The organism is Rhizobium sp. IBUN (assembly GCF_000510625.1).
Taxonomy (GTDB): Bacteria; Pseudomonadota; Alphaproteobacteria; order Rhizobiales; family Rhizobiaceae; genus Rhizobium; species Rhizobium altiplani.
This window is the reverse complement of sequence record NZ_AZNV01000030.1, coordinates 16,062-41,232: the sequence shown is the minus strand read 5'-3', so window position 1 is coordinate 41,232 and position 25,171 is coordinate 16,062. Positions and strand designations below refer to the sequence as shown.

At 58.4% G+C, this 25,171-nt stretch carries 23 protein-coding genes and 1 pseudogene; 15 read left to right on the top strand and 9 right to left on the bottom strand.

The features are described from left to right. Positions 1–38 precede the first annotated feature (38 nt). Positions 39–1,091, top strand: coding sequence for an NAD(P)-dependent alcohol dehydrogenase (locus RHIBUN_RS0123450; RefSeq protein ID WP_025661419.1), 1,053 nt, complete (start codon positions 39–41; stop codon positions 1,089–1,091). 93 nt (positions 1,092–1,184) lie between these two features. Then, the gene (locus tag RHIBUN_RS0123445) at positions 1,185–1,493 is read left to right on the top strand and encodes a ribbon-helix-helix domain-containing protein (protein ID WP_051420084.1); all 309 of its coding nucleotides are present in this window, start codon (positions 1,185–1,187) and stop codon (positions 1,491–1,493) included. A gap of 45 nt (positions 1,494–1,538) precedes the next feature. On the opposite strand, the gene RHIBUN_RS0123440 is transcribed toward RHIBUN_RS0123445, so the two are convergent. From RHIBUN_RS0123440 to RHIBUN_RS0123425, 4 genes are read right to left on the bottom strand one after another with little or no spacing between them, the layout of a single operon-like run. Continuing rightward, positions 1,539–1,724, bottom strand: a complete 186-nt coding sequence (locus tag RHIBUN_RS0123440; protein WP_025661417.1) for a hypothetical protein — start codon at positions 1,722–1,724, stop codon at positions 1,539–1,541. 24 nt (positions 1,725–1,748) lie between these two features. After that, a complete protein-coding gene (locus RHIBUN_RS34845) occupies positions 1,749–2,867 on the bottom strand; it encodes a hypothetical protein (protein ID WP_025661416.1) in 1,119 nt (372 codons plus the stop codon). Positions 2,868–2,870: 3 nt separating this feature from the next. Further along, positions 2,871–3,188: a hypothetical protein gene (locus RHIBUN_RS0123430; RefSeq protein WP_025661415.1), complete on the bottom strand. Its 318-nt coding sequence runs from the start codon at positions 3,186–3,188 to the stop codon at positions 2,871–2,873. Next, a complete protein-coding gene (locus RHIBUN_RS0123425; RefSeq protein WP_025661414.1) occupies positions 3,185–3,634 on the bottom strand; it encodes a hypothetical protein in 450 nt (149 codons plus the stop codon). Before RHIBUN_RS0123425 ends, RHIBUN_RS0123430 begins: the two co-directional genes overlap by 4 nt. 466 nt (positions 3,635–4,100) lie before the next feature. On the opposite strand from RHIBUN_RS0123425, the gene RHIBUN_RS0123420 reads away from it, so the two are divergent. The 8 genes from RHIBUN_RS0123420 (at position 4,101) to katG (ending at position 14,364) form a co-directional block, all read left to right on the top strand. Continuing rightward, positions 4,101–5,768 carry an aromatic/alkene/methane monooxygenase hydroxylase/oxygenase subunit alpha gene (locus RHIBUN_RS0123420; protein ID WP_025661413.1) on the top strand — a complete coding sequence of 556 codons (1,668 nt, stop codon included), beginning with the start codon at positions 4,101–4,103 and terminating at the stop codon, positions 5,766–5,768. Positions 5,769–5,862: 94 nt separating this feature from the next. After that, on the top strand, positions 5,863–6,945 hold the full coding sequence (locus tag RHIBUN_RS0123415) for a 2Fe-2S iron-sulfur cluster binding domain-containing protein (protein ID WP_037217444.1): 1,083 nt from the start codon (positions 5,863–5,865) through the stop codon (positions 6,943–6,945). 52 nt (positions 6,946–6,997) lie between these two features. Further along, on the top strand, positions 6,998–8,056 hold the full coding sequence (locus tag RHIBUN_RS0123410; RefSeq protein WP_025661411.1) for an aromatic/alkene monooxygenase hydroxylase subunit beta: 1,059 nt from the start codon (positions 6,998–7,000) through the stop codon (positions 8,054–8,056). A gap of 17 nt (positions 8,057–8,073) precedes the next feature. Further along, entirely contained in the window at positions 8,074–8,442 is a 369-nt protein-coding gene (locus RHIBUN_RS0123405) for an MmoB/DmpM family protein (protein ID WP_025661410.1), read from the top strand. A 77-nt stretch (positions 8,443–8,519) separates the two neighbouring features. Next, positions 8,520–9,542 (top strand): amidohydrolase family protein, encoded by a 1,023-nt coding sequence (locus tag RHIBUN_RS0123400; protein WP_025661409.1) that lies wholly within the window; start codon positions 8,520–8,522, stop codon positions 9,540–9,542. Positions 9,543–9,546: 4 nt separating this feature from the next. After that, on the top strand, positions 9,547–10,356 hold the full coding sequence (locus RHIBUN_RS0123395; RefSeq protein ID WP_198021170.1) for an iron-sulfur cluster assembly protein: 810 nt from the start codon (positions 9,547–9,549) through the stop codon (positions 10,354–10,356). Between the two features lie 58 nt (positions 10,357–10,414). Further along, positions 10,415–12,049 carry a molecular chaperone GroEL gene (locus tag RHIBUN_RS0123390; protein WP_025661407.1) on the top strand — a complete coding sequence of 545 codons (1,635 nt, stop codon included), beginning with the start codon at positions 10,415–10,417 and terminating at the stop codon, positions 12,047–12,049. Positions 12,050–12,180: 131 nt separating this feature from the next. Next, positions 12,181–14,364, top strand: coding sequence for a catalase/peroxidase HPI (gene katG, locus RHIBUN_RS0123385; protein WP_025661406.1), 2,184 nt, complete (start codon positions 12,181–12,183; stop codon positions 14,362–14,364). Between the two features lie 91 nt (positions 14,365–14,455). On the opposite strand, the gene RHIBUN_RS37450 is transcribed toward katG, so the two are convergent. The 3 genes and pseudogenes from RHIBUN_RS37450 to RHIBUN_RS0123375 all read right to left on the bottom strand — a co-directional run bounded on the left by RHIBUN_RS37450 (position 14,456) and on the right by RHIBUN_RS0123375 (position 17,046). Then, the gene (locus RHIBUN_RS37450) at positions 14,456–15,619 is read right to left on the bottom strand and encodes a sigma-54 dependent transcriptional regulator (protein ID WP_245271711.1); all 1,164 of its coding nucleotides are present in this window, start codon (positions 15,617–15,619) and stop codon (positions 14,456–14,458) included. Positions 15,620–15,856: 237 nt separating this feature from the next. Next, positions 15,857–16,147 (bottom strand): annotated as a pseudogene (locus RHIBUN_RS37445) (GAF domain-containing protein); the annotation flags it as partial. 416 nt (positions 16,148–16,563) lie between these two features. Continuing rightward, a complete protein-coding gene (locus RHIBUN_RS0123375; protein WP_025661404.1) occupies positions 16,564–17,046 on the bottom strand; it encodes a hypothetical protein in 483 nt (160 codons plus the stop codon). A 314-nt stretch (positions 17,047–17,360) separates the two neighbouring features. Between RHIBUN_RS0123375 and RHIBUN_RS0123370 the strand changes: the two genes are divergently transcribed. From RHIBUN_RS0123370 to RHIBUN_RS0123345, 5 genes are all read left to right on the top strand, one after another. Continuing rightward, positions 17,361–18,383: an NADP-dependent oxidoreductase gene (locus RHIBUN_RS0123370; protein WP_025661403.1), complete on the top strand. Its 1,023-nt coding sequence runs from the start codon at positions 17,361–17,363 to the stop codon at positions 18,381–18,383. Between the two features lie 292 nt (positions 18,384–18,675). Then, the gene (locus tag RHIBUN_RS0123365; RefSeq protein ID WP_025661402.1) at positions 18,676–19,341 is read left to right on the top strand and encodes an MEDS domain-containing protein; all 666 of its coding nucleotides are present in this window, start codon (positions 18,676–18,678) and stop codon (positions 19,339–19,341) included. 46 nt (positions 19,342–19,387) lie between these two features. After that, positions 19,388–21,835, top strand: a complete 2,448-nt coding sequence (locus RHIBUN_RS33780) for a PAS domain-containing protein (protein WP_198021169.1) — start codon at positions 19,388–19,390, stop codon at positions 21,833–21,835. Between the two features lie 339 nt (positions 21,836–22,174). Continuing rightward, positions 22,175–22,855 (top strand): response regulator, encoded by a 681-nt coding sequence (locus RHIBUN_RS0123350; RefSeq protein WP_025661400.1) that lies wholly within the window; start codon positions 22,175–22,177, stop codon positions 22,853–22,855. Positions 22,856–23,209: 354 nt separating this feature from the next. Then, on the top strand, positions 23,210–23,590 hold the full coding sequence (locus RHIBUN_RS0123345; protein ID WP_025661399.1) for a response regulator: 381 nt from the start codon (positions 23,210–23,212) through the stop codon (positions 23,588–23,590). Positions 23,591–23,710: 120 nt separating this feature from the next. On the opposite strand, the gene RHIBUN_RS0123340 is transcribed toward RHIBUN_RS0123345, so the two are convergent. Then, complete coding sequence (locus RHIBUN_RS0123340; protein WP_037217439.1) at positions 23,711–24,202, bottom strand: VOC family protein; 492 nt, start codon at positions 24,200–24,202, stop codon at positions 23,711–23,713. Positions 24,203–24,565: 363 nt separating this feature from the next. Further along, entirely contained in the window at positions 24,566–25,159 is a 594-nt protein-coding gene (locus RHIBUN_RS0123335) for a redoxin domain-containing protein (RefSeq protein WP_025661397.1), read from the bottom strand. Positions 25,160–25,171: the final 12 nt, after the last annotated feature.

Here is a 25,171-nt window from a genome sequence, read left to right as displayed (position 1 = left end):
GCAATGTTCATCAACACCGCCGACGGAGGAGACATCAAATGAAGGCGCAGGTTCTGAACAAGTACGATGACAATCTGACAGGCGATCAGTGGGTGTCCTTGCAAGAGGTTCCCGACCCGCAGATCAAGAAGTCCACCGATGTGATCGTGCGTATAGGAGGCGCTGGCGTATGCCGAACCGACCTTCACATTATCGAGGGTGTTTGGCGGCCGCACATGGATCCCAATGGAGACAACCTGCTGCCCCTCATCATGGGGCATGAAAATGCAGGCTGGGTGGAAGCGATCGGCAAGGAGGTCGAAGGCATCAAGGTGGGCGATCCGGTGATCGTTCACCCCAAAATATCGGGAGGGACCTGCCTTGCGTGCCGACGCGGATTCGACATGCACGGCCCGGGCAAATTCCCGGGTTTGGACTGCAACGGCGGCTACTCCCAGTACCTGTGCACATCGGAACGCAACATCGTCCCGCTGCCGAAAACACTCGCACCGAAGGACGTTGCCCCGTACTCTGACGCGGGCTTGACTGCATATCGAGCAGTGAAGAAGGCCACTCGCCATCTCCTTCCTGGAGAAAAATGTGTCGTTATCGGCGCAGGCGGGCTCGGTCACATCGGCATTCAATGCCTCAAGGCGATGTGCGCAGCCGACGTAATCGTTGTCGACAAGTCGGACGACTCCCTCGCGCTGGCCGGAAAGATAGGCGCCGACGAGCTCGTGAAAGCGGATGGAAACGAGGTCGAAGCTGTACTCCAGCTGACGCAGGGTCAGGGTGCCGAAGCGGTGATCGATTTTGTCGGTGAGAGAGGGACCACGACCAAGGGTTTGGCCATGACCCGCCCGATGGGTAGTTACTACGTCGTCGGCTACGGCGAGGACATCCGCGTGCCCACCGTCGATATGGTCATCACCGAAAAGAACATCATTGGCAATCTCGTCGGAACCTGGGCCGAACTGGTGGAGCTCATGGCTCTGGCAGATCGCGGACTCGTGAACCTCACCACGGTCGAGTACAAGCTCGCCGATGCGAACAAGGCGCTCAAGGATCTGCACAACGGCAAGATCCATGGGCGGGCCGTTCTCATTCCTTAAACGCGGTCGGCAATTAACCTCATCGAGCGTTCTCTGGCCATTCGTTGGCCGGAGAACGGGATCGAGGCACGCAAGCAACGTGAGGACAATGAAATGATGTGCAGGATTCTCACACGTCGCGAACATGATCGCTTCCTCAAAGTCACCCGCTCAATTCGGATTGCGGGACATTCCACGAGCATCCGGCTCGAAGCTGCCTTCTGGGATACGCTCGATGACATGGCCACAGTCGAGGGTGTCCCGAGAGCAAGGTTGATCGAGCAACTGCATTACGAGGCGGTTGAGCGCCATGGCGTGTCGACCAGTCTTGCGTCGATGCTTCGGACAGTCTGTCTCCTCTATCAGCAGGAGAAGATCAGAGCTGCCCAGCCAAGGGCCGAGGCAGGTCTGATTCGGAACTGAGGCACCCCAACTTTCGCTAACCTCTGTCCCGTTTGACGGGCGTTATTACATTGAGGGGGAAGCCTCGCCAGCGGCTCCAGCCTTTCCTTCGGCGATCCAGCGCGCGCCAAGAACCAATGCTCCCATGGCAAAGTCCTTGCCGTAGGCTTTGACCATCTCCTGCGAAAGGAGCGATATCCTTTCGAAGAATTCGTCCTTTGCCTTTTGCTCCTCGGAAAGTGTGTCCTGCATTGGTGTCCTCCCTTTTCTGTTTGATCACTTGAACATCTGAGCTGGGAAGCTGACGATGGCGACGTTGCCAAGCGCATCTCCCAGACCAAGGTGCTGTCCGTCACTGGTCCACTGCAGTGACGTCACGGGGCCACCGACTGAACGGACGACGAGCTCATCAGGGGCGCCCACTGAGCAGATTACGACCTGACCATTGCCGTAGCCAGCGGCGACAAGACGACCTGTCGGCTGAACCGCCACCGCTTCGACTAACGCCATTCCCGTTCGACCTGTTGTGAGAGCACCCCGGGAGTGGTCTTGGAACGGTGGGCTCCTCATCGACCATGCCGCGACACGAAATGCTCCGGAGGCAACGAAAGCCTGTTCCAGCGCGCACCAACGCACGTCGGCAACCCGGCCCGGGAAGTCACCAAGAAATACGTGCTGCCCGGCCTCGACGTCCACCAAGAGTAACCCTGCGCCCTCCACGCCTAGCGCGAGCCATCTTCCTTCAGCGTCCCACGTCAAGGACAATGGCTCCCCGCCCAGCGGAACCTGTAGGGACGGCTCCAATCCGTTCCGGCAGCGATACAACGCGAGGCAATCACCGGAAGCAGCGGCAACCATCGTACCGTCGCTCGAAAATGCAACGCGCGTTGGATTTCCTCCACCCGGGTGTTCCGCCTCGAACTTCTCGGCGACGTTCCCCTCAGGATGAATGATCAACCTACCGTCGGAGGTGAAGGCCAGTGCGCCCGTGGCACGACACAGGTCGAAGGTGGCAAGCCTTGCACCAGACGACAGCACAGTCCCAACGGTCTCGCCCGATCGGCTAACATGGGCGACCCCGCCTTCTCCTGCGACACGGAAGCCGCCGCCAGTGAAGGCGTAAACGGAATTTGCTCCGTTTATTCGCGTTCTGATCAATGGGGCTGGCTTACCCTGCCGGGGCATGATGGCCGCTCTGCCATCGTCCGTCGAAATACGCGCTTCGGGCGGCTCGTTGTCAGCCATCCTCGCAAAGACGACAGTTCCGTCGTCGCAAACGGCCGCCAGCAGACTGTTGTCATCGTTGAAACAGACGCGTCGAACCGCAGATTGTTGCTTCCAGTTTCGAGCAAGCAGATCGAACAGGGTCAATGGGGGGTTGGACTGCTGGTTCATTTATCATCCTCCCTTGGCTTTCGCGATCAGGAGGTCGATGTCCTTCACTGCCGCTTCCGCCGCTTCAATGGCTGCGTTGGTTTCGATCTGCTCGGACCTGATTGCAGATGCCTGCTCCTCGGATTCTCTCAAAGCCGAAACGAGCGTCTCGTCGGCGGGGTCATCTGCCAAAGCAAGCTCAAGCCGCATGATCTCCATCTCAACCCCCGACGCCTGTTGGATCAGCTTGTGTGCCGTTGCCGTGAGGGACGAAATACGCCCGACCATTTCTAGTCTGCGCTGTAGCGGTTCCTGATTGGACTGGTCTTGAAAGGCCCTCATTGTGCTGCACCTCCCGGCGCTTTCCAGGCTTCGAGAGCAGCGGGAAAGTCAGGCAGCTGCTTTCTGAACTGCTGCTTGGCCATGTCGATATGACTGCGGAGCTGGTCCCATACGTCGACGCGGATCATGGGGTCATTTGTCAGACGCTCAACTTCCTCGACACGCAATTGCTTTGAAAGCGAGACGCCGGAAAACACGAAATCGCGAAGTAGAATGGCATGCCTTTCCGCGAATGCGTGGATCATGGGATGCGTCTCGGGGGTGATCTCAGCAAGTGAAAGTTCTCCCAAGATGAACCGTTGGAAATAACCCTGCAGCAGGTTCTGGCTCTCACCTAGAAAGCGCATAACAAACACCAGATCGCGCGACATTAGCGCGACCAGATCGTCTGCGACATCATTCGCCGCCGTGGGTAGTGATCCGTGATTTTCGCTCTCGTCGGCCATTGATGCCTCGACTGTCACAACGCGACGACCATAGATCAACACCGCGAGGAAGTCGACCGTTTTATTTATATAAAATAATATGTTACATGATTTTCCTGAGACGTTAAATAAAGTTACATTTGTCAATTACACCTGTAATGTTCCTTTACACTCCGTTGAGCGACCAAGCCTGGGAACCCCTTAGAGGACGGGCTTTTTGAGTTTGGCACGGGCCTTGCAGCTCCATTTCCCATAACCGCTCAAAGCGATCACAAAAGAACGAAGGAAGTGGGGAACAGCATCGTGTTCCGGTCGAGGAGGCCGGATGTTCCCATAAGACCTTTGCCTCAACCGACTGAACTGCCGACTCCGGAGCGCGGACGCGCATCCCTTTGTCGTGCCGTTCCAACTCTCGCTCTCGGCGCAGCTCGCGCCGTTTCCTGCCGGGCCTAAGAGCTCGGCGCAAACAAAGTGGAGGCAGAGGACGATGTCGTCTTTGACGCTCAATAAGATTACCTCGCAACGAGGCATTTCTGTCGGCGAGGCAACGAAAAGGATTTCCGACCTCGGTTGGAATCCGACCTACGTTCAGGAAGCGATGACCTTCCCGACCGACTACAAGATCACCAAGGCTCCGCGTGATCCGATGAAGCAGGTTCTCCGGTCCTACTTCCCGATGCAAGAAGAAAAGGACAACCGCGTATACGGGGCGCTCGACGCAGCACTTCGCGGCGACATGTTCCGCAACGTCGAGCCACGCTGGGTCGAGTGGATGAAGCTCTTCCTCGCGATCATTCCCTTCCCGGAAATTTCCGCCGCACGTTCGATGGCCATGGTCGCTCGTATCGCGCCCGGAGAAGATCTCCGTACTGGGTTCACGATGCAGATGGTCGACGAGTTCCGCCATTCGACCATTCAGATGAACCTGAAGAAATGGTACATGGAGAACTACATCGATCCTGCTGGCTTCGACATCACCGAGGAAGCCTTCGGCAAGTGCTACGCCACGACGATCGGCCGCCAATTCGGCGAAGGCTTCATCACTGGTGACGTGATGACTTCAGCCTGCCTCTATCTGACGGTAGTGGCCGAAACGGCTTTCACGAACACCCTCTTCGTTGCAATGCCCTCGGAAGCCGCGCGCAACGGCGACTATGCCCTGCCAACCGTCTTCCTGTCCGTCCAGTCCGACGAAAGTCGACATATTGGCAACGGCCATTCGCTTCTGATGGCAGCGCTCAAGGAGCCGGAGAACCACCTCCTGCTTGAGCGGGACCTGCGCTATGCGTTCTGGCAGAACCACGCGATCGTCGACGCTGCGATCGGAACGTTCATCGAGTACGGCACCACCAACCGCGACAAGAACAAGGAATCTTACGCGGAGATGTGGCACCGCTGGATCTTCGAGGACTACTACCGCACCTACATGCTGCCGCTCGAAAAATACGGCATCAAGGTCCATCACGACGACGTGCACGAAGCCTGGAACCGCATCACCAAGAAGCACTACGTCCACAAGGTCGCCCAGTTCTTCGCCGTCGGCTGGCCAGTAAACTTCTGGCGCATCGAGGCTCAGCGAGAAGCTGACTTCGACTGGTTCGAGAATAAGTACCCGGGCTGGTACGCACAGTTCGGCGAATTCTGGAAGTGGTACGACAAACTCAGCCGACCGGGCGAGACGATCATCACCTTCAACGAGGATGTCGGCTATGTCTACCCGCATCGCTGCTGGAGCTGCCTCGTCCCCTGCTTGATCCGCGAGGACATTGTGGTGGACGAGATCGACGGCAAGCTTCACACCTTCGCCCACGAGCTCGACCGTTGGACCGCAGTCGAGGCATTCGCTGACGAATACCAGGGGCGCCCGACGCCTGCCATGGGCCGCTTCAGCGGGAAGCGCGAGTGGGAGACGCTCTACCACGGCTGGGATCTGGCCGACGCCGTCAAGGACCTGAACTTCGTTCGCTCCGACGGCAAGACGCTCGTCCCGCAGCCGCATCTGCGCTTTGACGCAAAGGACATGTGGACACTCGACGACATCCGCGGCCACACGCTGCAGTCGCCACTGACACTGTTGCGCGAAATGTCCTCCGCAGATCGCGAAGCACACCTGGCGGACTACCGCGCGGGCTTCACCATCAACCCCTGCCACTAGGCTTTAGTCGCGGGAGGCCGGGCATCCGGCCTCCCCATTTCGGGAAGACGCCGCTGCCTTCGGGGAACCGGCAGAAGTTTGGAGGACTATCGAAATGGCTGACGCTCAGAAAGTGCATGCCATGGCGCATAAGGTGAGGCTGGAGCCTGTCGGCGTCGAATTCGAGGTGGAGGACGGCGAAACAGTTCTCAACGCCGCGTTCCGGCAGGGAATCGCCCTGCCTCACGGGTGCAAGGAAGGACAATGTTCTGCCTGCAAATGTGTCTTGCTCGACGGCGAAGTCGACATGCTCAAGTATTCAACCTTCGCCCTCAATGACATGGAGAAGGATACAGGCCACATATTGCTATGTCGCTCCATCGCCTATTCCGACATGGAAGTGGAGCTTCTCAACTACGACGAGGAAGTATTGTCGAAATCGATCGCCGTGAAGTCCTACAGCGGGCGGATCACGGGCTTCGAGAAGCTCACCCACGATATCAGAGGCATTGAGATCGAACTCGGATCCCCGATGAAGTTCTGGGCGGGGCAATATGTCGACATCACGGTCACCACGGAAAAAGGGGAGACGATTACACGCTCGTTCTCCATGGCAAATTCGCCGAGCGAAACCCAAAAACTCTCTTTCATCATCAAAAAATATCCTGAAGGAAAATTCTCCGGTGAACTCGACTCTGGAGGAATTCGGGTCGGTGCCGAAGTCACCGTTGTCGGACCTTACGGCACCTGCTTCCGACGAGAAGGCCGAGGAGGCCCCCTAGTCCTGGTCGGCGCGGGTTCAGGTATGTCTCCGGTTTGGTCGATCCTCAACGACCACTTGCTGAGCGGCGAGTCGCGCCCTGTCTACTTCTTCTATGGGGCTAGAACGGCCGATGATCTCTTCCACCTTGATCGCATCGCCGAACTTGTTGCCCGCCAACCGGAGGTGTCATTCATCCCAGTGCTGTCGCATGCGGCTGAAGACAGCGACTGGTCTGGAGAGCGCGGCTTCGTACACGAGGCGGTCGACTCCAAGCTGAAGGAGCTAGGTATCGACGGCGAGGGTGACGTCTATGCGTGCGGCCCTCCACCGATGATCGACGCGCTGCAGCCGGTTCTGTTCATGAACGGCTTCGAGAGCGAACGCATCTTCTTCGACAAATTCACGACTTCGTCCGGAGGAGCTCCGGGACACTAGAGCTGGACGAAGACCGGACAGCACCATCCATCGAAACAAGGGAGTGAAAACTATGCCTGCAATTTCGAGTTCAGTCGGATCAGGAGCAGCAGGAGCCGCAATATTCGCGGATTCCGACAGCCGCAGATACCGCTACTTCGAACCCAAGGGTCAACGCGCGACCCATTATGAGGATGTCACCGTCGACGTCCAACCGGATCCGGAGCGATACCTGATCCAGAACTGGATCATTTCCTTCGCGAACGGCAAAGGCGCCTACGTCAAGGACAACACCGTCATCAAGAGCTCCAACTGGCACGCGTTCCGCGCACCGGACCAGGAATGGGAGAGGACGCACTACCAGCGCCAGTCGAAGATCGAGACGATGGTGCAGAGCGTCATCACGAACGCTCGGCGGGCTGGCGCGCCAGCGACTTTCGACAAGGCCTGGGTCAAGATCCTGCAGGCCCATCTTGGCGCCTGGAAGCATGTAGAGTTCGGCCTGGGCACGTCCCTGATGCAGGCCCAGCGGTACGGCTACACCCAGATGATCAACAATGCGACGCTGACCAACTCGTCGTACAAACTCCGCCTAGCCCAGGACATAACGCTCTACCTTGCCGAAATTGGCATGGACATTCAGGGCTGGGATGACGAGCTCGGCAAGAAGACCTGGCTTGAAGACCCGATCTGGCAGCCGACCCGCCAGGCGGTAGAGACCATCATGGGCACCGAGGACTATCTCGAGCAGTATTTCGCGATCAACCTCGTGTTCGAGCCTCTGGTCGCCGAACTCTTCAGGTCCGGTTTCCTGATGCAGGCCGCGGCAGCCAACCACGACTTCATCACGCCGCCAGTCGTTTCGGCCGCCGAGGCCGACTACGAGCGAAATCTCGCGAACACCATCGACCTTGTCTACCTGCTCGCCAACGACAACATCCATGGCGACGCCAACAGGAAGGCCTTCCAGTCCTGGATTTCGAAGCACGCAGCGCTCGCTGACAAGGCGGCGACGGGGCTGCAGCCAATCTGGTCGATGCCCCACTCCAAGCCGATATCGTTCGCCGACGTCCAGGCCAAGTCACAGGAACGCATCGGTACCATTCTCAGCGAACTCGATCTCAAGCGCTAGGCCAAGGAGGCTCACATATGTCAAGCGTTGCACGCGATACGTCGCACGACAACATCTTCAAGTTGATGAAGGATATCACCTTCGAGCAGACGATCTCCCACCAGTGTGGTGTCACCATGAATGACTCAGTCGAGGCGCGAGCTATCGCCGAGTTCATGAGCAAGAAGCCAGGGGTGATCGTTACCTATCAGCCCGCGATGATCCGGATCGACGGCAACGGGAAGCTGATCTTCAAAATGGACGAGATCAGCGAATACCTCGGGCGCGAGATGACGGCCGAGATCTTCGAGGTGAATACCTCCACCCACTACGGCCGCATGGTTCGCATCGATGACAACGAGGTGATCCTGTTCGGCAACATGGATGAGGTCTTCGACTACATCTGAGGCCGGACAGATTTCGGGGTAGCGCGCCAATCTAGGCGCGCCACCTTGAGCACAAAGATTTTTTGGAGGAGAGCAAAATGTTCGTCACACCCGAAGGCAAAGAGATATTCGTCGTCGATGGCCACACCCACTTTTGGGACGGTAGCCCGGAAAATCAGAGAAACATCCATGGCAAGCAGTTTATCGAATGTTTCTATGGATATCACACGGCACTCAGCCCCAAGGAACTGCTTTGGGAGAAGAGCAAGTTCGAGAAGTACAGCGCCGACAATTTCTATAATGACCTTTTCATCGACGGGCCGGACGATGTCGCAATCATCCAGTCCACGTACCTGAAGGACTTCTACAAGAACGGCTTCAACACGATCGAGCGCAACATCGAAGTCGCCAAGCGCTATCCCGAACGCTTCATCGTGAACGGATCCTTCGACCCCCGCGACGGTGAGAAGGCACTCGAATATATCCACTTCATGAAGGAAACCTACAACATTCAAGGCGTGAAGATGTACACGGCTGAATGGAACGGTGCCTCCAAGGGCTGGAGACTCAACGATCCCGACGCGTATCGCTGTTTCGAACTCTGCGAGAAGCTGGGTATCAAGAACATCCACGTTCACAAGGGTCCGACCATTATCCCGCTGAACAAGGACTCCTTCGACGTACACGACGTCGACTACGCGGCAACCGACTTCCAGGGGCTGAACTGGATCGTCGAACACTGCGGTCTGCCACGCCTCGACGACTTCTGCTGGATCGCAGTGCAGGAAACGAACGTCTACGGTGGCCTCGCCGTCGCCCTGCCCTTCATCCACTCCCGCCCGCGGTATTTTGCCGAGGTTATTTCGGAGCTGCTGTTCTGGGTCGGCCCGGAGAAGATCCTCTTTGGTTCCGACTACGCCATCTGGACGCCACGCTGGCTCGTTGAGAAGTTCTGGGCATTCGAACTACCGGAAGACATCAAGCAGGAGCGTGGCGTCGACCTCACACCGGAGATCAAGGAAAAGATCCTCGGCCTGAACGCAGCACGTCTCTACAATATCGACATCGCCGCCAAGAAGAAGGCACTGGCAGCGACTCCGTTCAGCGTTGCCGCGGAGTAGTACGATGACAGCCTCCCAAATGAGAGAAAGTCGCCAGGGGGAACTCTGGCGACACCTGGCACAGGTTAACGACCCGGAGCTGGACGAACCCGTCACCGAAATGGGTTTCATCGAACGGGCCGAGATCGCATACAACGGTGATGTCGAAGTCGATTTCAGACTGCCGACATACTGGTGCTCTCCGAACTTCGCTTTCCTGATGCTTGAGGACATACGGGTGGCGCTCGAAGCACTGTCCTGGTCGCCGCACTTCAGGATAGCCCTGCACGACCATATGTTCGCCGACGAGGTGAACCAGGGTGTCGCCTCCGGCAAGAGCTTTGCGGAGATATTCGGCTCCCTTGCGGAGAATACTGATCTCGAGCCGCTGCGCGAGAAGTTCCGCCGGAAGGCTTTCCAGCGTCGACAGGAAGCTGTGATCCTGTTTCTTCGTGGAACCGACGCGACCGACAGCGCTATCGTCAACGCAACCTTGGCAAACCTGGACGCGCGGGCATCGAATGCCGGAGACCTGGCAGGGCCAATCCTGCGTTACCGCGAGGCATTGCTGGCGCGCTGGCCTGCGCTTTCACCCCATGATCTCGCAATCACGAACTTGGACGGAGCAGTAATCGAGGAGCAGGATCTCCCCTCTCACCTGGCCAATCTGCGCAGTGTCCGCATCAATATGGAATTCAACGGAGCTATCTGTCGCGGGTTGAAGACGACCCGCTACAAGGAAATGGAAGTTATTGACGGTGAACCGACGCTGGTCGACTTCATCGTCGGGCGCGTGCCCGCTCGATGCGGGCAGCCGCATACGACCAGCAACTAAAGTCAAGAAGACTGAAGTCACCGAAGTGAGGAACCGCCGCGGCGGTAGAGGAGGAACTATGTCTAAGATGATGCTACACAACTCAGCGGCGCGGCGCGCACTGGCCCGCGGTGTCAATCGGCTCGCCGCCGCAGTGGAGCCCACACTTGGCCCACGCGGCATGAACGCTATGATCGACCGACCGATCGGCACGCCAATGGTCACGCGCGACGGTGTCAGCATTGCGTCGGAGATTGAACTCTCCGATCGGTTCGAAAACATGGGCGCGCAGGTGGTTCGCGAAGTCTCCATGCAAACGAACGAGATCGCTGGGGATGGCACTACGACAGCGATCGTGCTGGCCAACGCCCTGGTCCAGGAGGGCATCGCAGCAAACGAGCGCGGTGCCAAGTCCGTCGATCTCTGCAAGGGCATTGATCTTGCCGTCGAGAGGATCGTGGTGGCCCTAAAGGACAAGGCCAAGCCCGCCAAGGCAAACGGCGTCCTTTCGGCGGTGGCAAACATCGCCGCTACCGATCCGAAACTCGGCGCACTCGTGGCGGAGGCGTACGAGCGTGTTGGAACCGAGGGCGTCATCACTACGGATTTCAGCGTCACGACTGAAACAACGCTGGATGTTGTCGAAGGGATGTCGTTCGATCGCGGATATCTCTCCCATCACATGGTTACGGATCAGGAGAAAATGGAGGCTGTCCTTGAGCGCCCTCTCATTTTGATGACGGATCTCAAGATCAAGGATCCTTCATCGCTCGATGCCGCGCGTCGCATCGCCAACGAGGCTGGGCGACCCCTTCTGATCCTTGGCGAAGATATGTCTCCAGAGGCCGTCGTCGCATTGTTGGGCCAGGAGAAGCCAGGGAAGTATCTGGTAGTTCACGCGCCCGAATACGGGCATTGGCGCAAAGCTCTTCTGGAGGATCTGGCAATCCTGACGGGCGGTCGAGTGATTGCACGTGATCTTGGCGGCAAGCTTGAGAACGTGACCATCGGCGATCTTGGTTCTGCAGAACGCGTCAGGACCAGTTCGACCCACACTACCGTCGTTCGAGGCGGAGGCGATCCCGCCGCAATCGAAGCTCGCAAAGCGCAGGTCCAGCGCCAGTATGATGTGGCACCACCGAACATTGAGCAAGACAAGCTGCGCGAACGACTTGCCAAACTCTCCGGCGGCACCGCAGTCATCTACGCCGGCGGTGTCACTCCCGTGGAGCAAAAGCGTACGATACAGCTTATCGAGGATTCGCTGCACGCCGTCCGCGCTGCTGTGGAGGAAGGTGTGGTCGCCGGCGGCGGATCGGCGCTGGCGCAAGCAGCCCCCGCTCTGGACGACCTGTTGGAAAAAACAAAGGGTGATGTCTCGGAAGGCGTGCGTCTCGTCAAATCCGTCCTCACTCGGCCCCTCTCCCGTATCGCGATCAACGCGGGGGCTGATCCGGCAGCGGTTGTCGAAGAGGTAACACGCGTGAACAGCGGTCACGGCTACAATGCATCCACAGGCGACTACCAGAACATGATCGAGGCGGGCATCATCGATCCGGTACGCGTCACGTACACGGCAATTCGAAACGCGGCGTCTGTCGCCAAGCTCATTCTCACGACCGAAACTCTTATCGGCGACCTCGAGGAGGACGAGATCGATCCCACCGCTGGTCCTGCGTTGGGTGGCGGTGCCGAAAGACTGGGACGGGCATAGAGCAACTCAAGTTTGATGGCGTTCGGGCGACCGCTGGCACTCCAGCAGGAAGGTCAGCCCGTGCGCCATTTTTTTCACCTCACCGCTACGAGTGCTGAACAGTAGCCATCTCAAACGACAAGGGAAGAGAAATGGACCACAAATCCGAGACTGCAGGTAAATGTCCGCTCGCGCACGGCAACACGCCCCGGGCTCGATCCAATCGCGATTGGTGGCCCAACCAGTTGGACGTTCAAGTTCTCCACCATCATTCAGGTCTCTCGGACCCCATGGGGGGCGAGTTCAACTACTCCGAGGAATTCAAGAAGCTCGATCTCGCCGCGCTGAAAAAAGACCTGTCCGCGCTGATGACGGATTCGCAGGACTGGTGGCCCGCAGATTTCGGCCACTATGGCGGCCTGTTCATTCGCATGGCCTGGCACAGCGCAGGCACCTATCGTGTTACCGATGGCCGCGGCGGTGCGGGCATGGGGCAGCAGCGGTTCGCCCCGCTCAACAGTTGGCCAGACAACGTCAATCTCGACAAGGCTCGGCGCCTGCTCTGGCCGATCAAGCAGAAATACGGCAACCAGATCTCCTGGGCCGATCTCCTGATCCTGACAGGCAACGTTGCACTCGAATCCATGGGCTTCAAAACCTTTGGCTTCGCAGGCGGCAGAGCTGACGTATGGGAACCGGAGGAACTGTACTGGGGTCCTGAGGGCACCTGGCTTGGCGACGAGCGTTATAGTGGGGAACGCGAGCTTGATGAACCGCTCGGCGCGGTCCAGATGGGTCTCATTTACGTCAATCCAGAAGGTCCAAACGGCAATCCGGATCCGCTCGCTTCGGCGCGAGACATTCGCGAGACATTCGCTCGGATGGCGATGAATGACGAGGAAACGGTGGCACTGATCGCTGGTGGCCACACGTTCGGCAAGACCCATGGAGCCGGTGATCCGTCGTTCGTGGGCGTTGATCCCGAAGGGGATGAGCTTGAGGCACAGGGCTTGGGCTGGTCGAGCAAGTTCAAGACCGGGATGGGCAAGGACGCCATCGGAAGCGGTCTCGAGGTCACGTGGACCCAGACACCGACCAAGTGGAGCAACTACTTCTTCGAAAACCTATTCGGGTTCGAATGGGAGCTGAGCACCAGCCCGGGCGGCGCGAAACAGTGGGTGGCAAAGACCACCGACGCCTCCATACCGGACGCGTTCGACTCGTCTAAGAGGCAACTGCCAAGCATGCTCACTAGCGACTTGGCACTGCGGTTTGACCCGATTTATGAAAAGATTTCTCGACGCTTCCTCGAAAATCCGAAGGAATTCGCCGACGCATTTGCTCGCGCCTGGTTCAAGCTGACCCATCGCGACATGGGACCAAAGGCGCGCTATCTCGGACCAGAAGTGCCCGCCGAGGACTTGATCTGGCAGGATGTTGTCCCGGCTGTCGACCACGAACTTGTCAACGACGCCGACATCATGGCTCTGAAGGACAAGATCGCCGCGACTTCTCTGTCTGTCGAAGAACTGGTTGGCACTGCTTGGGCATCCGCGTCGACGTTCCGCGGTTCGGACAAGCGGGGCGGCGCCAATGGAGCGCGCATCCGTCTCGCGCCACAAAAATACTGGCAGGTCAATCAACCCGAGCAACTCTCCAAGGTCCTCGGCGCACTTGAGGCAATCAAGGATGAGTTCAATGCCGCTCGATCGGCAAAGAGAATTTCGCTTGCCGACCTCATTGTCCTCGCAGGTGGCGTCGGAATTGAGAAGGCCGCGACAGCTGGCGGTCAAAGCGTCGTCGTCCCGTTCACACCGGGTCGCACGGATGCCTCGCAGGAACAGACAGACGCACATTCCTTCGCACCGCTGGAGCCGCGGGCTGATGCGTTCCGAAACTACGTCAACGACAACAAGCGTCAATTCATGCAGCCCGAAGAAGCGCTCGTGGACCGAGCTCAACTTCTGACGCTTACCGCACCCGAGATGACAGTACTGATCGGCGGTCTTCGCGTGCTGAAGGTCGGCAATCCCGAGCATGGGGTGTTCACGGAGAGGGCGGGAGCACTGACGAACGACTTCTTCGTCAATCTTCTAAACATGGCCATCGTATGGGCTCCAGTGCCGGGCAAGAAGGGCATCTACCAAGGCACAGACCGCAAAACCGGCGCGGTCAAGTGGACTGGCACTCGCGTAGACCTCATATTTGGCTCACACTCGCAACTTCGTGCCATAGCGGAAGTTTACGGCCAGTCCGATGGCAAGGCGAAGTTTGTGAAGGATTTCGTCGCCGCCTGGACGAAGGTTATGAACGCTGACCGCTTCGATCTCGTTTGATCGTTTCGTCAATGTCTCTGGGCGCGAGGAATCTCGCGTCCAGATTCTCCAGAATGGCCTGAGGACGTGAGCAGTCTGAATGTCTCATACGTCAGGCATAGCTGCGCTTGATTCCGAACTGCTCTAACTTTCGGTAAAGCGTTGGCCGCGAAATCCCGAGCCGGGTGGCCACTTTGCTAAGGTTCCCCTGCTCCGCCGCCAGTGCCTTGAGAACCGCCTGGCGCTCAGCCTCCGCGAAGCTCAGGACCGAGCCTTCTCCTGCCACGGAACCGATCAAAGCTGGCACCTCCGCGATTTCGGCTGGGAGATGGCCGAGGCCAATCACTCGATCCCTTGCTAGAAGGTGCAGGTGTTCGACGAGGTTGCGCAACTCGCGGACATTGCCCGGCCAACGATAGGCCTGCAGCGCATCCAGAGCCTCATTGGTAAACTCAAGAGGACAGATGTCTCTTCGCTCCGCCAGCTTCCGATTGAAATGTTCGAGAAGCAGGAGGGAATCATCGCCACGTTCGCGTAACGGCGGCACGTGGATTGTCACCGCACTCACTCTGTAGAACAGGTCCCGACGGAAGCGTCCGGCCGAGACTTCTTCCTTTAGATCGCGATTGGTCGAGGCCACGAGCCTGACGGAGACGGGCCGCGCGCGGCTCTCGCCGAGACGGTGGACGACGCGCTCCTCAAGCACGCGAAGCAGGAACGGTTGTATGTCCAGCGGCATCTCGCCGATTTCGTCGAGGCTTAGAACGCCGCCGCTCGCGAGCTCGAACACACCCGCCTTCCCGTCGCGCGAAGCTCCTGTGAACGCTCCGGGTACATGACCGAATAGCTCGCTACCGAAAAGCTCCTTCGTCACTGCTCCGCAGTTCAGGGCTATGAACGGAGAGTCTGTCTGCTTCCCGCTGCCAGCGTGGATCAGGCGGGCGAACAGCTCCTTTCCGACACCGGTCTCGCCTTCGATTAGCAGTGACGTGACATCATCCGTTTCCGCAGCACGACAGGCAATGTCTACCGCGGCCCGGATTGCCTCGCTTTGGCCAACGATAATGGAGCTCTCATCGCGTGCTCGTTCAGATGGACGACGACTGATCGATACGGTCCGCCCCCTCGAATTCTTCTGAAATACCAATGCGGCACCGCGGATATCGCCATCGAGCTCTAGGGGGCAGACATTGCAATCCCGCATCGTTTCCGGAAGACTTGTCGCGAGAGTATCAAGGAAGCCGGATCCCGTAAGCTCCGGCGACCAACAGCTCATGCTGCTCGGTCGCAACCCATTTCCGAGGCGGCGCCCCTCCGGGAGGGTCACATTGTTATGGAAGATCGCCCTGCCCTGACGATCGACGATCAGCAAGCCGTCACTGGCACGGTAGTTGTTTGCAGACGCAAGGAACGCCTCCAACAACATCATTCGCTCTGCTGTCTGGGAATCTGCAATTGCTCGCTCAATTTCCCGAGCTGCGGCCGTGACCAGCGCGATATTGTGGGGCCGAAAGATATCGGGATGTCCGGACAGGTCCACCACCCCTATCACCTTGCCGTCGAATGGATCCCGTATTGGAGATCCTGCGCAAGTCCACCTTTTGATCCCGGCACAGAAATGCTCGGCGGCGTGAACAAAAACAGGTTCGCCAGTCCAGAGGGCAGTCCCGATCCCGTTTGTCCCAACCACATCCTCGGTCCACTTGCCGCCGATACCGAGATGTATGTCCTTTCCGTCGAAAACAGTTCTTTTGTCACCGATGACATCTATCAGGACGCCGTCCTTGTCAGCCAACACGAGCATTGCCCCCGTGCCATCGAGCATCCGACCAATCGTTGCAAAAGGACGGGCGGCGGCTTCGAGCAATTCCCAACTGCCACGCGACCTCGCCTCAACGACCTCGCGATCAGTTTCGATTGGCGCATGGTCTTGTTGCGCGTTGATTCCGCCATCGGCGCAGCGATGCCAGGAGTCGTGGATCGTCGAACGTATTGGGAGCGTTGAAACCGAGGAGTGTCGGCTTCCCTCAAGCACGCACTCCCAGGCTCGGGTCACAGTTGTCTCATCGTAGTCCGAGCGCAATGCGACTGCGCTCGATCCCGCATCCGGTGAGCGGGGAATAGAAAAGTCAGTTACGCCATTCGTGTTTTGAGTCATCTAGGTCTCGCGTCCCAGTAACGATACGATGCGCTGGATAAAACTAGGCGGGCGCGAGCGTGTCACGCTTCAGGAGCGATATCGAGGCGACGGCCGATGTCGGCGGCGAGATCGGCAGCGCTATAGGCGGCGCCGAGAGTAACTCCGTCCATATCGGCAAGCACTCCTACGATATCGTCATCGAGCGGAGCCACGTAGCTGTTGTCGGCGGTGGCCAGCTTGAACGCAGTCGCGTTCCCAGTCGCCCGAATGTCCCCGAAGTGCAGGAGTTGCCGTCCCGAATGCACGTCGACGGCGATTATCCGGTCGTTGGGCGTTACTCTGATGCGGGCTTCTGGTTCGGGCGCCGCAGCCGGGCTCCCACCGATGTGGATTATGAGACCCTCGGCTTGAGGGGTCGCTCGCGGCTTCTTGGAATTCGAGTATCGTCCGTTGCTGAGATGGTCAGCGAGCTTGGTAATCAGGCCTCTGTTTTGTTCGATGACCTGCCTGATTTGAACGTCCTCGGGGCGTGGACCGTCCCGTTTCGAGAATATATCTACCATGACTCCTCCCAAAATCATGACTGCATTTCACACTTAACAAAAATCAATAGCACGTTTTCAGAAATGCTCCATCATGTCCTTTAGCACCTTCTGAAGTCAACGTGGTGGTATGGGAGTGCGGCAGTGTACGCCTCGAAGCCCAGAGGCGACATCATTGGTTTCCTGTTGACGTTTTGCAGCTAATCGTAAGATTCCTCCAGCACACCTTCAATAGGAGGGAGCGGGAAAGCCAAGCTTCCCAGATTCCATGTTCGCGGACGTCCTGCAGCAATCGATAATATTCCCGCAACGATCTTGATTATGGAGTGAATCAGATGCCCGAAGCCTTGGAAAATGTAAGGGTAACGCTGGCATCAAGGCCCAAAGGGCTGCCGTCGCCTGAGAACTTCCGAACTGAGCGCGGCCCCCTGCCGACGGCCGCAGAAGGTGAGGTCCTTCTGCGGGTTCTTTATCTATCACTCGATCCGTATATGCGCGGACGCATGGATGACGCGAAATCCTATGCTCCGCCCGTTGCTATCGGCGGGGTCATGGAAGGCGGAACGGTTGCCCGCGTCATCCGCAGCCGCAACAGCAATTTTGCGCCCGGCGACATCGTCCTGTCCCATTCGGGCTGGCAGACCTACGCAACATCGAGCGGCGACGGGCTGAGGAGGCTTGACGCCACGCAGGCACCCCTGACCGCGGCGCTCGGCGTGCTCGGCATGCCAGGCTTCACCGCCTATGCCGGACTTCGCAATATCGGCAGGCCAAAGCCCGGTGAGACCGTTGTTGTCGCCGCAGCAAGCGGCGCCGTCGGATCGGTCGTCGGCCAGATTGCGAAAATTGAAGGTGCAAGGGCTGTCGGCATTGCCGGCGGCCCGGAGAAATGCGCATTTGTCCGCGACGAACTAGGATTCGACGTTGCGATCGATCACCGCGCCAAGGATTTCAACGCCCAACTCGCGTTAGCCTGCCCCGATGGGATTGACGTCTATTTCGAGAATGTCGGCGGCCCCGTTGCCGAAGCGGTCTTTCCGCTTCTCAATGATTTCGCACGCATACCCGTCTGTGGCCTGATTGCGCACTATAACAACGAACCGGCAGAAGGCGTCGATCGCCTCCCCGGCTTCATGCGAGCCGTGCTTCGCAAGAGCCTGACGGTGCGTGGCTTCATTCAGCGCGAATTCGCCGACCAGCGGTCCGATTTTCTGAGCCAGGCGTCGGTATGGCTGGCCGACGGCCGCCTGAAATTCCGCGAGGACATCGTCGATGGCCTGGAGAATGCCCCCGAAGCCTTCATCGGCCTGCTGCAGGGCAAGAATTTCGGGAAGCTGATTGTACGTGTCAGCGAATAACATCAAAAATTGAGATGCCCGCTTCATTGTCACCGGCTGTTGTCGACAGGATGGCCAAAAGGAGGAGCTTCCTCTATTGTACTGGGCGTCGCCACTACCTTTGCATTGACCTGAAACATCGCTCTCGTTGCAAAAAGGGCCCCGGCAGCCAACACCATCGTACAATAGACGCTATTTCATGATCGGCGCATCCTTGTTGCGGGATCGGCAGTCGCTGGCAATATTCCACGGCGGGCAGCGTCGAAAGATCCGGAGCCCAGGCGCGAGACAGGAACCAGAACTGTGATCGCAAATGGCACCGCATGCTCATGCAATTCGCTTCGCCGGCTCGGAATTGGGCCACAGCCGCCATGTCTGCGCCTTCTTCAACAGCGAGGATGAGGCCTACAAGGTGCTTATACCGTTCATCGTCGATGGGTTCGAATGCGGGCATAAGGCCGTTCATCTGGTCAATCCCGACCAGCGGCCCGCACACCTCGACAGGCTCCGCTGTGAAGGGATCGACACCGAAGAAGCCGAGGCCGTCGGTCAGCTCGACATTCGAACGAATGCCGATGTCTACCTCAGCAATGGTCGCTTCGATTCCGACAGGATGCTTGCGGTCTTCGAGAAGCTGGCGAGCGGTCACTCGGACAACGGCTATCCTCTAAGCCGGATCATATGCCAGATGGACTGGGCCGGCGACGGACGATCCGACATTGCGGATCTGATATCCTTCGAAGCGCGCGTGAACGACGTCTGGAGCCAGCACGACGACGTTGTCATTTGCATTTATGATCTTGCAAAGTTTGGCGGCGAAACTGTCGTCGATGTTCTCCGCACGCATCCGATGGTTGTCGTCGGCGGCGTCCTCCAGGAGAATCCATTCTATGTCGCCCCGGCGCAGTTCCTGGAAGAATTGCGGGAGCGGCGTGCGAGGAGGAGCGAGGCTCGCGACCGCGGTGAGAACCATGGTTGATCTCGCGAAGAGTGCCGCACCACGTGATGATTGGCGTCGCCGATGCATGAGCGACCTGATCACGCTCGTTGCCTTGCCGGCGATGTGGTCGGGTGGCGATCTTTTTCAGATCGGCAATATCCTCCTCGACGCCCTTCAGGCGATGCTGGATGTCGACCTGCTCTATCTTCGGCTGATGCTGCCTGATGATCCAGCACTCGTGGAACTGGCCAGACAGCCGACTTCCGATGTCGATATCAACGCTCAGGAGGTTGGCGCGTCCCTCGATTCCGCACTTGGACCTCTTTCGGCCTGGCCGGCTTCCGCCAACCTGTCGCTCGGGCAAGGGCTGATGGTCATTGCGCATGCGCAGGTGGGATTGGGAGGTGCTGCCGGCGTTCTGGTCGCGGGGTGCCATGGCAGGCTTCTGTCGCAAGAGGAGCGCCTTGTACTCAACGTCGGCGCCAATCAAGCCGCACTCGCGGTCAACGAGGCGGCGCGTCATGTCGGTCAGGTAAAATTGACAGCAATGCTTGAGGAGCGAATCGCCGAGCGGACGATGGAGCTCGCCACTGCCAACGTGGCCCTGAAGAACGAAATCGCCGAACGTGAGCAGACGGAGGAAGCGCTCCGCCAAAGCGAACGCACTGCTCGTCGTCTTGTCGACAGCATGCCGGGTATGGTCGCGATCCTTTCCAGGGAGGGAGTGGTCGAAGCCGTGAACGCACAGCTCACCCGATACTGCGGCGTTAGTCTTGAAGAGTTTCGAAACTGGCAACATGCTGACATCATACATCTCGACGATCTGCCGACAGCGATAAGGATCTTCAACGAGGCAATCTCAGCCGAACAGAATTTTGATCTGGAAGTGCGCGTAAAGGCTAGTGCCGGGGACTATCGATGGTTCCAGGTTCATGGCGTTCCCTTCCCGGACCCCTCGACCGCGCCATGGTATGTGTTCCTGACGGATATCGATGACCGGAGGCGTGCCGAGGCCGCCAGGGCGGCCAACGAGCAGAAACTCCAGGAGATCGTAGACGCCATTCCCGTCATGGCCTGGGCCGCAGCACCGAGCGGAGAGGTGGAATATCTGAACGAACCCTGGCTTGAGTTTGCCGGGATCGCGGCAGATGAGGCCGACCACTGGTGGGCAGCCGTTCACCCGGACGACGTCGCCGGCCTTCTCAAGACGTGGGAAGAGGTGCTGCACGCGCGCGTTCCCGGTGAAGCAGAGGCCCGCATCCGCCGTCGCGATGGCGAATACAGGTGGTTCCTGATCCGGTCCAACCCGGTCTTCGCCGAAGATGGGTCGGTGGCACGATGGTATGGAACGAATACCGACATCGACGACAGGAAGAAGGCCGAGGACAAGCTTCGTCACAGCGAAATGCTGCTGGCGGAAGGCGAGCGGATGAGTCACACCGGTACCTTCTGCTGGCAGCTAGCAACCGATGAGGTCATTTTCTCCGACGAACTCAGCCGCATCTTCGGCTTCGAGAAGGACGCCGTCATCACCATGGAAGCGGTGGCGACGCGGGTTCACCCTGACGATAGAGAGGTTCTCGCACGCCGGCGCGACGAAATTCGCGCCGGCGCTTACAATCCCGAATATGAGGCCAGGATCATTTCGGGTGACGGGTCCGTCCGCCATCTAAGGGTCGTTGCGCGCAGTCTCGAGTATCCCGATGGCCATGTGGAATGCATCGGCGCCGGCCAGGACATCACGGAGCGACGTCTTGCCGAAGAAGCACGCGACCGATTCAGGGCCGAACTTTCGCAGATCACACGGGTGATGAGCCTCGGAATGATGACGGCCTCGATAGCCCACGAAGTGAACCAGCCGCTTTCGGGGATCATCACGAACGCCAGCACGTCTCTTCGAATGCTCGCCGCGACACCACCGAACGTCGAGGGCGCTCTGGAAGCGGCACGTCGGACCATCAGGGATGGACAGCGCGCATCCGAAGTGGTCGGGAAGGTCCGGGCACTGTTCAGGAAGCAGCCTGCAACGCTCGAACCGCTAGACCTCAATGATGCCGCACGCGAGGTTGTAGGCTTGATCGGGAGCGACCTGCAAAGGAAAAGGATCGCACTGCGGTTGGACCTTTCAGATCAACTGCCGGCGGTAGATGGGGACCGGGTCCAGCTTCAGCAGGTTATCATGAACCTGCTCCGCAACGCGATCGACGCAATCGGTGAGCTCGCGCACCAGCCTCGGGAAATCGCTTTGCGAACGGAGATCACAACAGAGGGGCTGGTCGAGCTCGCGGTCCGGGACACAGGTTCGGGTATCGCTACTGATATCGAACAGCTCTTCACAGCATTCCACACGACCAAGAGCGACGGCATGGGCATCGGCCTGTCGGTCAGCCGCTCAATCGTCGAAGGGCACAACGGTCAAATGTACGCGTCATCCAACGAAAAGGCAGGAGCGACCTTCGGCTTCCGGCTTCCCTCGAATTCGGCACCACAAATCCTGGCGACGGGCCTCGGTCAAGCGAGGACGCGGCGATGAAGAAGGAGCCAGTCGTTTGCCTTCTTGACGAGGATGTTTCGATACGGAAACCGCCGCTCCATCTGATCCGATCGCACGGATTTGATGTTCGATTCGTTCTTGGAGATGAAGCAAACCAATCGCATGAACCTCGGCGTCGGAACGCGGGCGTCCCACAGGCTCACACGCAATGGGCAGGTTTTACCGGTCATGCTCAGTACAGCAAGGCGGCGAAGAGATGCGCCGACTGCTCTTTGCCGAGGGCGGTCAATGTCTCGGCGACCGTTTTGACGGTTCTGAGCGAAGGCTTGCCTGATTTGCTTGTCAGATGAGACTGAGCGAAGCCAGAAGGAGAAAGCCATGTACAGTACCATCGCGGTCGCACATCAGCGGGCAAAGACGCAGACCCAGGCTCTGGACAGATCCGTTGTGTTTGTCGTCGATGACGATGTGTCCGTCCGGGAATCCCTGGAACTTCTCATCGCATCCGCAGGATGGCAGCCGCTGCTTTTCGCCTCCGCGAAGGACTTCCTTTCACATGCGCGACCCGCTGGGCCGAGCTGCCTGGTACTTGATGTCAACATGCCGGGCTTGAATGGTCTCGACCTTCAGAGCCTTTTGACCAAGGATGGACGGAGGATACCGATCATCTTCGTAACCGGCTTCGGCGACGTGCCGACCACTGTGCGCGCAATGAAGGCCGGAGCATTCGAATTCCTGACCAAGCCAATCGACACCGCTGCGCTATTGCAGGCCATAAAAAGTGCCATGGAACGCAGTGCAGCACTCACGCGCGAAGATAGCGAGCTGGCCGCCCTTCGATCCTGCTATCAAATGCTGAGCCCCCGGGAGCGCGAGGTCATGTTCTTCGTCGTCCACGGCCTCCTGAACAAGCAGGTGGCTTTCGAACTTGGGATCAGCGAAATAACCGTAAAGGCGCATCGCGGTCAGTTGATGCGCAAAATGAATGCTCGTTCTCTGCCCGAGCTTGTCAACATGTTTGCGCGCCTCCGGCTCGGCGATCAGGTAGTCATACATTGAGGACCACGGCAAAGGTTTATCCTTCGCGCCAGGCCATCATCCGATAGTATCGGAGACACCTTGGCACGATAGCCCGAGGTCCCATTTCGGGAGATGCTTCCATGGGAACAAAGATTGAAGCCTTGTTCCCGGCGGCGCCGATTTGCACAAATCAAAGGCCGATACCACGCCAGCCACGATGATTGCGGGCGGGTGGGTCGCCTGCGCGATCGGAGGCAGGAATGATGGGCCAGCGGACCGATACCTTGGTACAATGTACTGGAGGTTGAACAACTCCTAGATTCAATCGTGTTCAGGCGGTGGTTCCGACCGGTTGACAGATATACCCATGTGGTGGCCGTAACGGAGTTGGCCATGGAAAGCGTTCGTCCATTGGTTTCGGTGGTTGACGATGATGTGTCGGTTCGCGAGTCCCTGCCCGCGCTCATTCAATCATTTGGCCTCGACAGCATCGCCTTTGCGTCGGCTGAGGAGTTTCTCGCTTCGGGCGCCCTTGCGACGACGAGCTGCCTGCTTCTCGACGTCGTTATGACGGGAATGTCTGGGCCGGATCTGCAGTGCGAGCTCCTACGTCGCAACAGCCCGGTCCCCGTCGTCTTTATAACTGCGAACCATGACGAGAACCTGCGGTCAAGGCTCCTTGCAAAGGGCGCATCCGATTGTCTTTTCAAACCTTTCTTCGAGGACGCCCTCGAAAAGGCCGTCCTTCGAGCACTCGCAGAACGCAGCGGATGACGCGCCCGGCTTGACATCACGGATGTTCACCACCGGCCCCAGATGCGATCCCGTAGCGTCTGAGGCGTCGTCGTCAAAAGCGCCTGTCCACCGTTCTTCGGTGGAATACCACCTCGACGATCAGGGCTCGGAACCCCAGACAGCCGCGGTCAACTGCGGCGTGAAGCTGTGATCGCCGCGATGCCCCGGCAGGCGAGCGGTGATCTCCTGGACGGTCCAGCCGTTGCCGTCAGGGTCTGTGAACGAAAAGTAGGAGGCATAGCTCTTGCGATCCGGATTGGGGCCTTTGGCGATGCCTCGACCGTTGGAATGGTGGAAGATGCCATTTTTGTCGTGAAACACCTCGCTGACCTCGATCCCTCGACTTCGGAGGTCCTTTCGAGCGGCCTCGATGTCGGTGACCACAACGTGCAGTCCTTGCCCGGTGCCCGGAGATGCGGCAGTGATGTTCTTGCCAAACATGACCGATGCATCGGAACCTCCCGGCGTGAACTGAATGACCCGGTAGTCGTCGCCGTTAAAATCGATATCCAGCCTCCATCCAAGACGCGTGTAGAAGGCCTTTGACCTATCCGCATCAGCCACGGGGATGACCACAAGTTCTAGCTTCATATTCAAGCTGCCAGCTTTTGGGGCATCTTCTGCGACGCCCCCCTGTTTTTCAATATTATCCATGTTGGGCCCCTTTGAAGAAAACTCTGATCGGGATCGAAATCTGCGCGCGTCAACGGCTGGACGCCATTGAACTTTGGTGTCGCATCGCCTGCCTGGAGGCCATTGCTTGCAATGGCAGATCCCTCTGGCGCGGCGTCGATTCGTTAAAGGCGTCGCTGTGAGGCGGTCCCCGAAGGGGTCCAACCTTGGAGATGGCGACTTCAGAGCATGGGCTTGCCTTGTCACGAAGCACGACGGCGCCTTCACCCTCGCTTTGCTAACCGGACTGGTTGCACTCTCGGGTCACCGAAAACCGGTGGGCTAATCGTCGGCCAGAGTTTGTGCGATGGATCTGCCATAGGGAAAGAACATATCCTTACGCCCTTCCTGCCAAGCGGTCCGCAACCCCGGTTGTGTGATGTCCCAGTCGGGCCAGGATTTCTTGCAGACCTCGCGCAGATCCTGGCGAAGGTCCTCAACTGTCGGGCGGCCGAAGAACCAATAGCCATTGTAGAGTTTGTAGACGACCAGACCAGGTTCGAGGACAATGACATGGGGGATCATCGGATTATGAACCGGGTCCGTGTATTCCGCGATTTCGAGATCCTGCTGGATCGTCCGTCTCGGATCCGACAGAAATGGCCAATGCGCCCCGACGCCGCTGCGGAACTCGTGTGCTTCGGCAATGGTGTCGGTGCTGATCGTTACCAGTCTGCAATAACCGACCTCCATTTCTCGATAGAGCTGTAGCAACCCCTCATGCTGACGTCGATCCTTGGGACAGAAGCTGCCTCGGCTGAGAACCAGCACCATGGGATAGATGGCCTGCAACTCCGAGAGCTTTCGACGCTTGCCGGTGTGATCGCTGAGTTCGTAGTCTGGAAAAACCGCTCCCGAAACGATGTCCGATCTCATGTCGAATTCCTC